Source organism: Streptomyces sp. NPDC102279, assembly GCF_044766365.1.
Taxonomy (GTDB): Bacteria; Actinomycetota; Actinomycetes; order Streptomycetales; family Streptomycetaceae; genus Streptomyces.
This window is the reverse complement of the sequence record NZ_JBIWLU010000001.1, coordinates 319265-334494: the sequence shown is the minus strand read 5'-3', so window position 1 is coordinate 334494 and position 15230 is coordinate 319265. Positions and strand designations below refer to the sequence as shown.

Here is a 15230-nt window from a genome sequence, read left to right as displayed (position 1 = left end):
TCGATGGCAGGGGCCATCGGCGGGGCGAGTGGCGGTTCCCTGTCTCTCGGCGGACGCAGTCCGCCGCTGGCCGAGTGTCTCGCGCGCCGCTTGCCACGAGCGGACGGCGAGGGCAGCAGGGCCCTCTCGGTGAGACCCGCTATGGCCAGAGCACGCGGACCGGGCCGTGAGCGGCAAAGTGAGCTTCTCGGAGCCACGACTGGTAAGCCCCTCACATCGGTTGGCCCGCGGCCGGACGGCCTGGTGAGAATGGACGCATGATCGCCACCTCGCCCCAGGGACCTGTCGAGCCTCCTCGTGCGGTCACCGTGCTCGCGGCGGGTCGGCCGGTGCGGGCTGTCTGGGAGAACGAGGTCGGCGGGCTGACGTTCCAGGTCGGAGTGGGTGATGCGCGGCAGTTCGTGAAGTGGACCCCGACCGACGGCGGTATCGACCTCGCGGCTGAGGTGGCACGGCTGCGATGGGCGGTGCGTTACACCACGGTGCCGCTGGTGCTCGGCGAGGGGGCTGACGAGACCGGGTCCTGGATCGTCACCCGTGGGCTGCCCGGACGTATGGCGGTGGATGACCACTGGAAGCGCGATCCGGGCACCGCGGTACGCGCGATCGGCGCCGGATTGCGGGCGCTTCATGAGACGTTGCCCGTCGAGGACTGTCCGTTCGACTGGTCGGCCGCGCAGCGACTGGAGGGCGCCCGGTCGAGAGCGGCGGAGGGACGGCTCCATCCGACGGACTGGCATCAAGATCTTCAGCACTTGGGCACGGTCGAGCGCGCCCTCGGCAAACTCGCCGACATTCCGCCCGTCGACCGGCTCGTCGTCTGCCATGGCGACGCCTGCGCTCCCAACACCCTGGTCGGTGACGACGGCACGTGCACCGGACACGTCGACCTCGGCACGCTCGGAGTCGCCGACCGTTGGGCCGACCTCGCCGTGGCCACCTGGAGCACGCGGTGGAACTACGGTCCGGGATGGGAAGAGCCGCTGCTCGAAGCGTACGGAGTCGAGCCCGACCGGGAACGGATCCTCTACTACCGACTGCTGTGGGAGCTTTCGGGCTGAGCACCGCATGGCGCCGTGAGGCGGTCGGTTGTGAGGCGGTCGGCTGCGAGGCGAGGGATCCGCCCGCATCGCGTACGACCGGCACCCCCAAGGTTCGCGAGTCCTGGCGCGCGGAGGTCGTGAAGCCCTCCTGCAGCGGGTCGAGCGCGTCACCGCGGTCGCGGGCGCCCGCCGTACATCCGGATCTGCCGGACAAGCCGCCCACCACCCAAGCCCCGCCGCACACGCGCACCCAAGAAGTCCCACCCAGTGTCTTGACCCCTGCCGGCCAGAGGTTCACAGTGTCGTTAATGCGCATTACTAATACGCATTAACGATCGAAGGAGCACGGTGGAGGAACCCAGGAAGCGCGCCCGGCCGGGGCGGGCGCCCGCACCCGCGGGGCGTACGTCGCGGCCGCGTCAGGCCGAGGTCGCCCGGCTCGCCGGCGTCTCGCAGGCCACGGTCTCGCTGGTGCTGGGGGGCTCGAAGCAGGGCGCCTCGATTTCGGAGGAGACGCGGCAGAAGGTCCTCGACGCGGTACGCAGCCTCGGCTACGTCCCTGATCCGGCGGCCAGCCGGCTGGCCGCGGCGCGCAACAACCTGCTCGGGGTGTTCAGCTTCACCTCGACGTTTCCGACGGACGTGCAGCACTCCTACTACCCCTTCCTCGTCGGCGTGGAGCAGGAAGCGGCCGCACGTGGTTATGACCTGGTGCTGTTCACCGGCTCCAGCTCCGGCGGGGCGGGAGCGGCGGGACCGAACGCGCTGAACCGGGTTCGTCTCGCCGACGGCTGCCTCTTCCTGGGCCGTCACGCGCCGGCCGAGGAGCTTCAGCGGCTGGTCGCCGACGGCTTTCCCGTGGTCCACCTCGGCCGCAGGGACGAACTGGAGGGGTTGGCCTGGGTGGGAGCCGACTACATCAGCGCCAGCAAGGAGGTCGTCGCCCACCTCGCGGGCCTCGGCCACCGGCGGATCGTCCTCGTACGCGAGGACGACGAGGCACCCGCCTCCAGCGACCGCGAGCACGGTTTCCTCAAAGGCCTGGAGGAAGCGGGTCTGCCGGGCGGACCCGATGCCGTCCTTCGATCGGCCGACCTGCAGCGTGACTTGACCGCCGATCGGCTGCGGGGCTGGCTCCAGGACGACGTGACCGCGTTCGTCGCCGAGGAGACCGACACCGGCGACGCGTGGCGCGTGCTGCGAGGCGCGGCACACGCCGTCGGACTCGACTGCCCCCGCGATGCCTCGCTCGCGCTGCTCGGCAGCCCGCCGCCGGACCTGTCGGAGGGCCCCGCGCCCACCGGATTCGACATCCCCCGGCCGCAGTTGGGCGCCGCCGCCGTGCGGATGCTCGCCGCGCTCGTGGCGGGGGAGCAGGCGACGGAACCGCTGGTGGCCTGCACGTTCCGGCCCGGCACATCGGCAGGAGCACCGCCCGCGCACCCCTGAGCTGCACCTGATCGCCTTTCGCAGACGTGGCGCCGGGCGCCCAACGCGTCCCGCACGCACAGCACTTCAAGGAGACCCGTGACATCCGCACCCGACATCCTCATCGTGGGCTCCGGGCTCGGCGGCGTCGCCGCCGCCCTGGCCGCCTGCAGGGCCGGACGCACCGTCGTCCTCACCGAGGAGACGGACTGGATCGGCGGCCAACTCACCTCCCAGGCCGTCCCGCCCGACGAGCACCCATGGGTCGAGCAGTTCGGCACCACCGCCTCGTACCGCACCCTGCGCGAGTCCATCAGGGACTACTACCGACGCTGGTATCCGCTGCGGTCCCAGGCCCTGGCGCTGACCGACCTCAACCCGGGCGCTGGCCGCGTCAGCAAGCTCTGCCACGAGCCCCGCGTCGCCCTGGCCGTTCTCGAAGCGATGCTCGCACCGCACCGCGCCTCGGGCCGGCTCACCTTGCTGACCGAGCACCGCCCGGTCGCCGCCGACGCGGGAGACGACGACACCGTTCGGTCCGTCACCCTGACAAGTCTGCGTGACGGCAGCAGCCGTACGATCCACGCCCGGTACGTCATCGACGCCACCGAGACCGGCGAACTGCTCGAACTCGCCGGTGTCGAGCACGCGATCGGCGCCGAGGCGCGCGGCGAGTTCGACGAACCGCACGCGCCCGACGAGGCGCAGCCCCTCAACCAGCAGGGCATCACCGTGTGCTTCGCGCTCTCCCACCACGAGGGCGAGGACCACACCATCGAGCGGCCCGCCGACTACGACTTCTGGCGCGCGTACCGGCCCGACTTCTGGCCCGGACCGCTCCTCGGCTTCCTCGCGCCCGACCCCCGCACCCTGGAGGCCGTGCCCCGCACCTTCGTCCCCAACCCGGACCTCGACCCGCTGGACGTGACCGCCGACCAGTCCGCCGACGCGGGCGACAAGGAACTGTTCGGGTTCCGCCGGATCCTGGCCCGCAAGCTGCACCGGCCCGGGGCGTTCGACTCCGACATCACCCTGGTCAACTGGCCGCTCAACGACTACTGGCTCAAGCCCCTGATCGGCGCCGGACAGGAGACGTCGGACGCCGCGCTCGCCGAGGCGAGGCAGCTGTCCCTCTCGGTTCTGTACTGGCTGCAGACCGAGGCGCCGCGTGCCGACGGGGGCACCGGATTCCCCGGACTACGGCTGCGTCCCGACGTCACCGGTACGCCCGACGGCCTCGCCAAGGCGCCCTACATCCGCGAGTCGCGCCGTATCAAGGCGGTCACCACCATCACCGAGCACGACGTCGCCATCGACATCGTCGGCCCCCAAGGCGGCACCCGCTACCGGGACTCCGTGGGCGTCGGCAACTACCGCATCGACCTGCACCCCTCGACCGGTGGCGACAACTACGTCGACATCGGCTCGGTGCCCTTCGAGATCCCGCTCGGCGCGCTGATCCCGCGCCGCGTCCGCAATCTTCTGCCCGCGGGAAAGAACATCGGCACCACCCACATCACCAACGGCTGCTATCGGCTCCACCCGGTGGAGTGGAACATCGGCGAGGTCGCGGGCGCACTGGCCGCGCACTGCGTCGCCGAGGGGGTCGAACCGCGGCAAGTCCAGGCCGAGGACAAGCGGTTCGACCAGTTCGCCCGGCTCCTCGACCGCGAAGGAGTCCAACGCCACTGGCCCGACGTCCGCGGCTACTGACACCGGCGGACAGCGAGAACACCGAGAACACCGAGAACGGCGGACGGCCGGGCGGGTGCAGCTCCACCTGCCCCGCCCGGCCCACCGCCCGCGCCCTGCCCACCCTGCACAAGGAGGTGCCCAAGCCATGAACACCCACCGCATCCGCGTCGGCATCGACGTGGGCGGAACCTTCACCGACGCCGTGGCGGTCGACGCCACGACCCTGCGACTGCTGGGACAGGTAAAGGTCCCCACCAGTCACCATCACGAGGACGGCGTCGCCCACGGCATCGTCGAAGCTCTCGATCGTCTGCTGGAACAGACGGGACACGCCCCTGAGGACGTGGCCTTCCTGGCCCACGGCACCACCCAGGCTACCAACGCCCTGCTGGAGGGCGACGTCGCCACCGTCGGCCTGATCGGCATCGGCGCCGGCCCCGGCGCCGCCTTCACCCGCCGGCTCGCCGCCTTCCGCAAACTGCACCTCACGCCCGGCAAGCAACTGCCGCTCGTCTACGTCCATGTCGCCGACCCCGACGACGCGCCCGCCGTACGCGCCGCCCTCGACGAGGCCGTCCGGCAGGGAGCCGAGGCCGTGGTCGCCAGCCAGCCCTTCAGCGTCGACCGCCCCGAAGGCGAGGACACCATCGCCGCGGCGGCCGCCGAACGCGGCCTGCCGACCACCGCCGCCCACGAGATCACCTCGCTGTACGGCCTCCACAAGCGGACCCGGACCGCCGTCGTCAACGCGGCGATCCTGCCCCGCATGCTCGCCACCGCCGACCTCGTCGACGCCTCCATCACCAAGGCCGGTGTCGGCGCTCCGCTGATGGTGATGCGCTGCGACGGGGGAGTGATGTCCCTGGAGGAGATGCGCCGCAGGCCGCTGCTCACCGTGCTGTCGGGCCCGGCGGCCGGCGTCGCCGGCGCACTCATGCAGGAGCGCATCAGCGACGGCGTCTTCCTGGAGACCGGCGGCACGTCCACCGACATCAGCGTCGTACGACGCGGCAAGGTCGCTGTCCGGCACGCCACCATCCTCGGGAAGACGTCCTATCTGTCCGCGCTCGACGTGCGTACCGTCGGCGTCGGCGGCGGCTCGATGGTCCGCGTCGACGGCGGCAGGGTCACCGGCGTCGGACCGCGCAGCGCACACATCGCGGGCCTGCCCTACGCCTGCTTCGCGACCGCGCAGGACCTCCGGGACGCCCGCCTCACGACGATTCGCCCGATGGACGACGACCCGGCCGACTACGCCGTACTCGACGCCGCCGGCGGACGCTTCGCGATCACCATGACCTGCGCGGCCAATGCCCTGGGGCGGGTCCCCGAAGGGGACTTCGCGCACTGCGACCCGGCCGTGGCCGAGGCCGCCATCGCCCCGCTGGCCGCCGCGCTGGGCACGGACGTCGCGACGGCGGCCGCCCGCGTCCTGGACGCCGGCACCGACCAGGTCAGGTCCGTCGTCGACGCGATGATCCGTGACTACCGGCTGGACAAGGACACCGCCGTCCTCGTCGGAGGCGGCGGGGGAGCGGCCACCGTCACCCCGCACCTGGCGGCCGTTTCCGGCCAGGAAGGCAGGATCGCGCGCCACAACGAGGTCATCAGCCCCATCGGTGTCGCCCTCGCCCTCATACGCGAACAGGTCGAGCGCATCATCCCCGGCGCCCGCCAGGAACAGATCCTCGCCGTACGGGCCGAGGCCGAAGCCGCGGTCGTCGCCCAGGGCGCCGCAGCCGAGGGCGTCGAGGTGGAGATCACCGTCGACCCGCAGACCAACACCGTGCGCGCCGTCGCCACCGGCGCCACCGAACTGCGGACACAGGACCGCACCCGTCGGGCCGGCGACAGCGACCGGCTGCGCGCCGCCGCCGACAGCCTCAAGACCGACCCGGCATCGGTGCGTGTCCTGGCGGGGACCGACTCCCACACCGTGTACGGGACCGACGTGCGGCGCCGGTTCAGCGCCGACCGCCACCCGGTGCGCGTCGTGGACAGTGACGCCGTCGTACGACTGCACGCACCGGACGCCCGCGTCGAGACGACCACCGTCGCCCGCGCGCCCGAGGTTCTCGCCCGACTGGTGCGCGAGGCCACGTCCTACGGAGACGGCGGCGTCCGCGCCCCCGCCCTGCGCCTTCTGATCGGCACCCGGATCGCCGACCTCTCCGGCGTACTGGATCCGCAACCCCTGCTCGCGCTCGCCCGCAGCGAACTGCGTGCACGCGCCGCCGACGAGCCGGTGGTGGCTGTCCTGGAGACACGCTCATGACGACCGCCCTCCTCGACCACGCCACGCTCGCGGGGATCAAGGAGCTCGAAGCGAGCGACGACGCCGAGTTCGCCGTACGACTCCTGGCGAACACGCCCACGCACGAGGGCCGCGATCCGGCCCTGCTGCGCCAATGGGCAAGGGCGGCAACCGAGTTCGGCTCCGCGATGCCCCAGGTCGAAGCCTTCGCCCGTGTCGTGGAGAGCAACGATGGCCTGACGAAAGGGCTCCTGGCCCGCTACACCTCCCGACCGGCGCCCACCGTCGAGGTGTTCACCGACGTCCTCGCCCTGGCCGAGGAACTGATCGACCGACTGGACTGGCGCCACTGGTATCCGGCCGGATCATTGCGGGCGGCGGCGATCGCCCACGAGGCCGTCCACGAACAACTGCACCACGGGCCCGTCAAGAAGGCCCTGAAGCGTTCGCTGGGTCACGTCGTGCTGCACGCGGGACACCACCGCCTGTACGGCCACGTCGCGGGCGCCGACGAGATCGCCGCCCACGCCTACGCCGGCACGGTCTGCGGTCTCGGCCGCAGTCCCCTCCTGCTGACGTCCGCCCTGACCGTCGCGGTCCGAACACCGCACGGGTCCCCGCTCGGAAGAAAGAAGTAACGCCATGGGCGTCGTCATCCTTCTGGTCATGGCGGCAGGTGTCGCCGCGATGCTCACCCGCAGACTTCCCACCGCCTTCGCCCTCGTCATCCTGGGCGTCGTCATCGCCCTGCTCGCCGGGGCCCCGCTGACCGGCGAGAACAGCGTCCTGGACACGGTCATCCAGATGGGCGCACCCGCCCTCGCCTCCACGATGATCGCGATCCTGCTGGGCTCCTGGCTCGGCAAACTCCTCGACGAGACCGGCATAGCCGGAACCCTCGTACGTAAGATCGTCGAGTTCGGGGGCGACCGCCCCGTCGTCGTCGCCCTCGGCGTCCTGCTCGTCTCCACTCTCGTCGGGACGGTCACCGGCTCCGCTCCCGCCGCGATGCTCGCCGGCATCATCGGTATCCCCGCGATGATCGCGGTCGGGATCCCCAAGGTCACCGCGGCCGGCACCATCTTGATGGGCATCGCCGCCGGAATGCCCTTCGAACTGCCCATCTGGCAGTTCTTCTCCACCGCGCTGGAACTGCCGGTCGACACCGTGCGCGGCTTCATGATGAAACTGTTCCCGCTCGCGCTGGCCGCCGCCGTCCTCTTCGTCGTCATCGAGACCCGGCGACGCGGCGTCGAGCACACATGGTCCCTCAAGTCCCCTGCCACGAAGCACGATTCACGCCGCAAGCAACTGGGCGACGCCCCCTGGTACGCCCTCCTGACCCCGATCGTGCCGCTGGTCCTCGCCCTCGGATTCGACATCGCGATCCTGCCGTCGATGCTCGCCGGCGTCCTGTACGCGCTCGTCACCACCACCCGGCCCGGCGAGATGAACAAGCGACTCCTGCGCACCCTCTACGCCGGCTTCGAGGTCGCGGCGGCACCGATCGTGCTGTTCATCGCCATCGGCATCCTCCTCGCCGCGGTGAAGCTGCCCGGCGCGGTGGACGCCCTCGAACCGCTGGTCAAGGCCGTCAGCCCCCACAACCCGGTGCTGTTCGTGGTCGTCTTCACCGTCCTCGTACCGCTGTGCCTCTACCGGGGACCGCTGAACGTCTACGGCCTCGGCGCCGGCATCGCGGGTGTCCTCATCGCCGCGGGCATCTACCCCGCAGTCGCCGTGCTGGGCATCGCCACCTCGTACAACCAGGTCTTCGGCGTGGCGGACCCGACCAGCACCCAGACGGTGTGGAGTTCGCAGTACGCCGGGGTCGCACCGCAACAGGTGATGCTGCGCACCCTGCCCTACGTCTGGGCCGTAGCCCTGGGCGGATTCTGCGTCACCGCCGCCACCTACCTGTGATCTCTCAACTCCCGGGACGGAGTACGACATGACACAGCACGACAGCAGCGCCCACCGGCCTTCGGTCGATGACCCGCGCCACCCCGGCCGCCGCATGTTCCTGCGCGCCGCGGCCGCGACCGCCGCGGCGGCAACCGGCGTGATCACCACCGGGGCGGCAGCCGGCGCTGCCCAGCAAGCGGCTCCGGTCGCGGCCGCGATACCCGGTGGCTTCCCCGACTACCGCTACCTCAAGACCCTCCTGACGCCTTCCCAGCTCAAGTACAACCCCACCGGCGAGATCATCTTCCCGTGCATCCGCGGCGTCTACGACAAGTTGGCGAACCCGCTGGGCCGCTACTACCTCTACTACGGGCCGCACGACGCACCCGGCGGCATCTGCCTGGCCTACGGCGACTCGCTGGAGGGGCCCTTCACCGAGTACACCGCCAACCCGATCGTCTCCAACAACTGGCAGCCGCACTACAGCGTCAGTCACGTCGCCTCACCGCACGTCCTGTGGAACGAGGACGTCAAGGAGCTGTGGCTCTACTTCCACGGCGAGAACGGCACGACCCGCCTCGCCCGGTCCAAGGACGGCATCACCTTCACCTACGACAAGGTGGTGCTCACCACCGCGATGATGCCCGCGGGCAGCACCGAGACCTCGTACGCCCGGGTCTTCCGGCACGACCTGCCGTCGCGCGGCGCCCGTTACGTCATGCTCTTCATGCTCAACAACCAGTCCAACCACCGTGGCATCGCCTGGGGTTGGTCGGCGGACGGGCGCGCCTGGACGTTCGACCAACAACCCCTCGTCCGGCACTCCGACGTCGGCGCGAACAACATCGGCGGCCCGCACCTGCTGACCCGCGACAACAGCACCTACGTCGTCTACAACACCAGCAAAGAGAACGGCGGCAATCTCCTGATCACCGAGGTGGGCAACGACTTCACCAGACGCAACCACCTCGGGCTCTTCCACGACTCGGCCGACACCGCTCCGGACAACGGCCGCAGCGCGTCACCGACGTTCGGGACCGACCACGGCGTGCCCTACATGATCTACGAGGCAGGTGAAAGGCTCCAGGGTTCGATCGCCGTGGCACGGGGCTGACACCCGTCGCCGAAGGGACGAGTGGGACTGCCGGTCGATCGCCGCATGGGGGGGCGATCGACCGGACCCCGACGCGGATCCAGGCGCCGTGGCCTACGGAAGTGCCGGCTGCGACGCCTGATGCACGGCTCTGGTGCCGGATCAGGCGACGTTCGCCCTGGTGAGGAACCAAGCCAACACGGCCACGCCGATGGGTAACGCAACAAGGTAGCCGACGAGGACGCCGATGCCCGGATCAGCCAGCGCAGGAAGGGCCCAGTTCACTGCTGCAGCCACGAGCAGTCTCACCGTTGCCAGCGCAAGGAGAGCGGCAACAACAGCAAGCCGACGGGGCGGGCCCGCCCCGCTGTACAACTCAGCCGCAGGCCCGATCGCGATCAGGCCCGTCACGAGGACGACGAAATCAGTGTCGGGCAGCCACCCGAACGGCCACCCCACCAGAGCGACCAACCCGGAGAAAGTGAGGCCGCCCAGTTCCAGGGCGACGGTGGACACTACCGGGTGGTTCCACGAGGGGCGTCGGATCGAGCCGCTCCCACTGTTCTTCTCATCGGCCACGTCGTCAGAGTAGCCATCGACAGGGCGAACGTTGCCTGATGCGGCACTCTGTCGACGCTGTCGTCGGGGAGGGGTGCGGGGTCCGCGCGGGCCGGGCCGCATGATCCCAACGGGCCCTGTCTACGGGGCCTCGTGGACCTTCGTCAGGAGAGCCATGAGCTGGCTCTGCTCGTCCGGAGTGAGCGGTGCCAGCAGCTCGGCGTTGGCTGCTTCGGCCAGCGCCGCGCAGCGGGTGAGGACGGCTGTGCCTTCCGGTGTGACCGTGATGGCGTTCTTGCGGCGGTCGTCCGGGTCCGGGGCGCGCAGGACAAGTCCAGCCTGTTGGAGGTCGTTGAGGATGCCGACCATGTCCTTGGGGTCGACGGCGACCCGACGGCCCAACTCGGCCTGGGCGACCGGCCCGTACTCGGACGTCGCGGCGAGCACCGCGTGATGCATGAGCTTGAGCCCTTCCGCGGTGAGCGCCTGGGCGACCAGACCGCGGGCGCGCGCCGCGACGCGGCCGACGAGCCAACTCGGCAGGGACTGGATGCGCTGAAGGGCTGCGGTCATGTGCTCAACCTATCCCGAAAGTCATGGGACCTCCCTACGAATGTCCGTTACCGTTGGGCTCCCCAATGAGATTGGACAGGGAGGTCCTTGTGCTGCGGATCCGCCACCAGGTCGGACAGCCCACCATGTTGGTCGCCGAGGAGGCCGATCGTCCCGGGCCTGGAGCCGGTGAAGTGCTGATCCGGACCCGGGCGGTCGGCGTGACCCTTCCCGCCGTGCGCAAGCTCCGGGACGCCGGAGAACCGGTCACGCTCGGCGGCGAAGTCGCCGGGGAGATCGCCGGCCTCGGTGACGGGATTGTTGCGTTCGGCATCGGAGACCGCGTCACCGGCCTGTGCTTCGCCGACGCCTACGCGGAGTTCGCGGTCCTGAACGCCGCGATGATCACCCGGATCCCGGACGGCGTCAGTGACGTGGAGGCGGTGGCCCTGGTCCGCAGCGGGATGGTGGCGCGCGGTGTCTACGAGGCCGCGCGCGTGCGGCCCGGAGAGTCGGTCCTCGTCACGGCAGCCGCCAGTGCGGTGGGCACGCTCGCCGTCCAGTACGCCAAGGCCGGCGCTGCCGGACGCGTCGTGGCCGCTGTGAGCAGCGCCGACAAGGCCGATTTCCTCCGGGGCTTGGGAGCCGACGAGGTCGTTCTGTACAAGGACGCCGACTGGGGTGCCCGGTACGACGTGATACTCGACGGAGTCGGCGGCGACCTCCTCGGCCCCGCCGTGCGGGCCCTGGCCACGGGTGGGCGGCTGGTGGCCTTCAGCTCCGGTGGCGGCACGGTGGAGGCGCACGAACTCCTCGTCCGTGGTGCCTCGTTGATCGGATTCCAGATGCGTGCCGTCGCCGTCGGCAAGCCCGAGCTGTACGACCGCTGGCTGCGTGAACTGTGGCAACTGCATGAGGCGGGCACCCTGCGCGTCGCCGTGCACGAGGTGATTCCCCTCGCCGAAGCCGCCCGAGCCCACGCCCTCATCGAACTGCGGCGCAACCTCGGCAAGGTCGTCCTTGTGCCACCGCTCCGGCCCACGGCGCTGCCGCGAGCGACGTGAGGGCGCGGCACATCGATGCGAACTGCGAGCGGGTTGTCGGACCTCACGACTGATCCATGCCGTCAGCTCGTCTTCAGGATGGCGATGGCCGCGATGTCGTCGTTCAGGTTGTTCCCGCTGTGCTTGAGCAGGGCGCGATGGAGGCCGTCGAGCGGTGGCTGGGGCGGAGCGGTCATCTGGTTCCGGGCCCAGGCAAGGAGAGGGAAGAACGCGCCCGTCGCGTCGCGGGTCTCACTGACGCCGTCGGTGTAGAAGAGCAGTTGGTCGCCGGGCCGGAAAACGAATCGGCTGGGACGGCAGGTGGTGGTGAGCAGGCCGCCGAGGTTGAGGGGCGGGGCGGGATCCGCTGTCGACAGGAAGCCGATGTCGCCCTGTCGGTCGAGAAGGGGCGGGGGATGCCCGCAGCTGAGGATGCTGGCGGCGTTCCCCTGGTGGGGGATTTCCGCCAGGACGGCGGTGGCGAAGAGTTCCGCGGGATCTCCCTGGGCCAGAGAAGCCGCATCCTCACGCAGCAGAGTGGCCTCGAGGCGCCCGGCGAGCTGGGCGAGATCCGTGCTCTCGTAGGCCGCCTCCCGGAACGAGCCGAGGATGGCTCCGGCCACGGCCAGGGCGGGGAGTCCCTTTCCGCGGACATCGCCGAGGATCAGACGGATTCCGAATCGGGTGTCGGCCAGGGCGTAGAAGTCACCGCCCACCCGTGCGTGCGGTGTGGCGGTCAGATAGAGGCTCTCGATCTTCAGGGGCCCGAGGCGTCGTGGGACGGGGCGAAGGAGAACCTGCTGCGTGGCGTCCGCCACGGTGCGGACTTCGGTGAGCGTGGCCTCGCGCTGCAGGCGCACGTGACTCGCGTAGGCAGCGGTCACGGCGACTGCGCCGATCGCTCCCGCGGTGAACATGACCGAATGGTCTGACGACAGAAGGGAGTGAGCGGTGACCCCGAGCAGGCAGACCAGACCGAGGATCAAGGTCGGCCCGACCGGCCACAGGGCAGCCGCGAGTGCGGGCGCGGTCGGGAGCAGTTGGGTGATGGGTACCTCGGGCGGCGTCAGCAGGGCGAGCGCACCGAGGAGAACGGTCAGGAGCAGCGGCGAGACCAGCACGGGCTCGTTGCGCGCGCGGCTCAATGAGCGACTGACACCGAAACCGATAGCTCTCATAAGGGGTAAATATAGACAGGCATATGCCCTCTCCCTTTCGGTCGAGTACCGACGACACCGGCGCCCGAGAACCCACTCCGCCGTCCTGCCCGAGGCGCCGCGCCCGGTCTCGACGGTCAAGGTGACCGTGGAAACGGTTCCGCACCTGGCGCGCCTGGTTCCCGTGCGACACGTCGGGTCGGATCCGCATTCCGCCCTCCGCCCGTTCAAGTGCCGTTCAGCGCACAACCATCAGCCGTTTCCGCGTGTCTCAGAGGTGAATCACCGCCGCGCGCACGCGTCTCGACGTCGCTCGCGCTTCTAGGAGGAACCGTGGGCATCCGCCGACCCGCCATATCGACCGCCGTAGCCGCCGCCCTGATCGGGTCGTTCGGCGTGCCGATCGTCGCGGGCACCGCATCCGCGAAGGACCGCGCCACCACCACCGTGCGCGAGGACTTCGACGGCGACGGCTATCAGGACGTCGCCGTCGCCGCCCCCGGCGCCAAGGTCGGCGGCCATACGTGGGCCGGCTACATCACCATCAACTACGGATCGGCGAAGGGCCTCGACCCGGCGCGTACCACGGTCATCGACCAGGACACCCCCGGCGTGCCCGGTGAATCCGGGGACAACGAGGTCTTCGGCTACGCGATGATCCCGCGCGACCTGGACGGCGACGGCCTGACCGACCTGGCCGTCGTCACCCGCGACTACCAGCCGGAGAACAACGTCAGCGGCTCGGTGATCGTCCTGTGGGGCCGCAGGACCGGCCTCTCCGGCGACGGCGCGGTCCGCGTCAGCGCCCCGGCGAACGCACAGGTCGGCGAAGACATCACCGCGGGCGACTTCGACAGCGACGGCCACGTCGACCTGTTCATGGGCAACAGTGAAGACTCCTACGACTACCACGACGTGCTCTACGGGCCCCTCGGCCGGGACGGCGCTCCCGCCCGCGAGCAGCGCCTGCAGGTGTACAGCACGGACAACACCATCGACTCCACGGCCACGGGCGACTTCGACGGCGACGGCATCGAGGACCTCGCGACCTTCTACGTCTACGAGAACCACGCCGAGGGCGGCAAGCTCTGGCTCGGCACCAAGGACGGCCTGTCCACCGTCCCGCAGCGGCTGACCTCCGCGTCCAGCACCGCCGTCGCCGACTTCGACCAGGACGGCTACGCCGACCTCGCCACCCGGATCTTCCCCGACGGCGACACCGAGACCGAGGAAGACCCCGGCACCGTCAAGATCTACTACGGCTCACCCGCCGGCCCCAGTCAGACCCGGACGAAGACGATCACACAGAACACGTCGGGCGTGCCCGGGGTGAGCGAGAAGAGCGATCAGTTCGGCGGGCGGCTGAGCGCGGGCGACGTGAACGGTGACGGATACCCCGACCTGGTCGTCGGCGTCCCCGGCGAGGCGATCGGCTCGAAGAAGAAGGCGGGCGCCGTGGTGCTGCTCAAGGGAGGCAGGGGCGGGCTCACCGGCACGGGAGCGCAGGCCTTCCACCAGGACACGACGGGCGTACCGGGTGTCGCCGAGGCCGGCGACCTGTTCGGCGGTTCGACCCGACTGCTCGACGTGACGGGCGACGGCAAGGCAGACCTGGTCGCGGGCGCGCCGGGCGAGGACCTGGGCACCGTCGTGAACGGTGGCGCCGTGTGGCTGCTGCGCGGCATCGCCTCCGGCCTGACGGCCTCGAAGTCGGTCGCGGAGAACCCGACGGACATCGGGGCGCCGGCATCCAGGGCGCTGTTCGGCTTGAACCTGAGCGGCGACAACGGCCCCGGAATGGCGATCCCTTAACCCAGGGGCGGCGCCTGCCCGGAAGCGGTGCCCGCCGCATCCGTCAGGAGGGCACTCGCGACGAAACCGAAGAGGTGATCGGCGCGCGGCGCGAGCGAGGGCTGGTCGCCGAGCCACGCGAGCGCGGCCACCAGCGCGAACAGATCTGTGCCGTCCATGCCGGTCCGCGCCACGCCCGCCTCCTGGGCCCGGGTGAGGAGCCGCGCTCCGGCTGCCCGCAGGGTGACGCATGACGTGTGCAGTGCGGACTCGGTGTCCTCGATGGCGGCCGCCATCAGCACGGTCACGCCCCGGTACTCCGTCGTCCATGTGACGCAGTCGCGCAACCACGAAACGAGGGCATCCGCGGGCGAGTTCGAGGTCTCGAGCTCGCCCGCCTTTGCCGTCAGCTCGGCGAAGCTCGTGTGGAGCAGGGCCTCGAGCAGTGCCTCTCGGGTCGGGTAGTGCCGCAGCAGAGTCGCGAGCCCGACATCGGCCCGGCGTGCGATGTCGCGCATCGATGCGTCGACGCCCTGCTCGGCGATGGCGGCGCCCGCTACTGCGAGCAGGTGATCGCGGTTCTTCCTGGCGTCGGCGCGCATCTGTCCTCCTTGACTATCCGGATCGGTGGTCCATATATTCGGACCAGTGGTCCATTTATGTGGATCGCCGATCCGGATGAGTGTATCCCGCGACTCGGGCAGGAGAGAG

Annotated in this window: 13 protein-coding genes; 9 read left to right on the top strand and 4 right to left on the bottom strand. The window is 70.4% G+C overall.

Annotated features, from left to right (window positions below; all coding sequences use genetic code 11):
• Positions 1 to 257 precede the first annotated feature (257 nt).
• From ACIRQH_RS01385 to ACIRQH_RS01355, 7 genes are all read left to right on the top strand, one after another.
• The gene (locus tag ACIRQH_RS01385; RefSeq protein ID WP_404223544.1) at positions 258 to 1061 is read left to right on the top strand and encodes an aminoglycoside 3'-phosphotransferase; all 804 of its coding nucleotides are present in this window, start codon (positions 258 to 260) and stop codon (positions 1059 to 1061) included.
• A gap of 330 nt (positions 1062 to 1391) precedes the next feature.
• Positions 1392 to 2492 (top strand): LacI family DNA-binding transcriptional regulator, encoded by a 1101-nt coding sequence (locus tag ACIRQH_RS01380; protein ID WP_388878912.1) that lies wholly within the window; start codon positions 1392 to 1394, stop codon positions 2490 to 2492.
• Positions 2493 to 2570: 78 nt separating this feature from the next.
• Positions 2571 to 4184, top strand: a complete 1614-nt coding sequence (locus tag ACIRQH_RS01375; protein ID WP_358816468.1) for an FAD-dependent oxidoreductase — start codon at positions 2571 to 2573, stop codon at positions 4182 to 4184.
• A gap of 127 nt (positions 4185 to 4311) precedes the next feature.
• A complete protein-coding gene (locus tag ACIRQH_RS01370) occupies positions 4312 to 6441 on the top strand; it encodes a hydantoinase/oxoprolinase family protein (RefSeq protein ID WP_388934582.1) in 2130 nt (709 codons plus the stop codon).
• Positions 6438 to 7058 (top strand): hypothetical protein, encoded by a 621-nt coding sequence (locus ACIRQH_RS01365; protein WP_404223540.1) that lies wholly within the window; start codon positions 6438 to 6440, stop codon positions 7056 to 7058. Before ACIRQH_RS01370 ends, ACIRQH_RS01365 begins: the two co-directional genes overlap by 4 nt.
• Positions 7059 to 7062: 4 nt before the next feature.
• Positions 7063 to 8343 (top strand): TRAP transporter large permease subunit, encoded by a 1281-nt coding sequence (locus ACIRQH_RS01360; RefSeq protein WP_404223537.1) that lies wholly within the window; start codon positions 7063 to 7065, stop codon positions 8341 to 8343.
• Positions 8344 to 8371: 28 nt separating this feature from the next.
• On the top strand, positions 8372 to 9439 hold the full coding sequence (locus tag ACIRQH_RS01355; RefSeq protein ID WP_404223535.1) for a hypothetical protein: 1068 nt from the start codon (positions 8372 to 8374) through the stop codon (positions 9437 to 9439).
• 141 nt (positions 9440 to 9580) lie between these two features.
• Here the strand turns inward: ACIRQH_RS01355 and ACIRQH_RS01350 are convergent, their stop codons facing one another.
• The gene (locus tag ACIRQH_RS01350; protein ID WP_404223533.1) at positions 9581 to 9997 is read right to left on the bottom strand and encodes a hypothetical protein; all 417 of its coding nucleotides are present in this window, start codon (positions 9995 to 9997) and stop codon (positions 9581 to 9583) included.
• Positions 9998 to 10117: 120 nt separating this feature from the next.
• A complete protein-coding gene (locus ACIRQH_RS01345; RefSeq protein WP_358816462.1) occupies positions 10118 to 10549 on the bottom strand; it encodes a MarR family transcriptional regulator in 432 nt (143 codons plus the stop codon).
• Positions 10550 to 10638: 89 nt separating this feature from the next.
• Here ACIRQH_RS01345 and ACIRQH_RS01340 point away from each other — a divergent pair, with 89 nt between their 5' ends.
• Entirely contained in the window at positions 10639 to 11592 is a 954-nt protein-coding gene (locus ACIRQH_RS01340; RefSeq protein ID WP_404223531.1) for a zinc-binding alcohol dehydrogenase family protein, read from the top strand.
• A gap of 62 nt (positions 11593 to 11654) precedes the next feature.
• Here ACIRQH_RS01340 and ACIRQH_RS01335 read toward each other — a convergent pair whose 3' ends face one another.
• Positions 11655 to 12749 carry a PP2C family protein-serine/threonine phosphatase gene (locus tag ACIRQH_RS01335; protein ID WP_404223529.1) on the bottom strand — a complete coding sequence of 365 codons (1095 nt, stop codon included), beginning with the start codon at positions 12747 to 12749 and terminating at the stop codon, positions 11655 to 11657.
• 312 nt (positions 12750 to 13061) lie between these two features.
• Between ACIRQH_RS01335 and ACIRQH_RS01330 the strand changes: the two genes are divergently transcribed.
• Positions 13062 to 14540 (top strand): FG-GAP and VCBS repeat-containing protein, encoded by a 1479-nt coding sequence (locus tag ACIRQH_RS01330; protein ID WP_388878891.1) that lies wholly within the window; start codon positions 13062 to 13064, stop codon positions 14538 to 14540.
• Here ACIRQH_RS01330 and ACIRQH_RS01325 read toward each other — a convergent pair.
• The gene (locus ACIRQH_RS01325; protein ID WP_358816459.1) at positions 14537 to 15121 is read right to left on the bottom strand and encodes a TetR family transcriptional regulator; all 585 of its coding nucleotides are present in this window, start codon (positions 15119 to 15121) and stop codon (positions 14537 to 14539) included. The two genes, ACIRQH_RS01330 and ACIRQH_RS01325, sit on opposite strands and share 4 nt — an antisense overlap.
• Between the last annotated feature and the right edge of the window lie 109 nt (positions 15122 to 15230).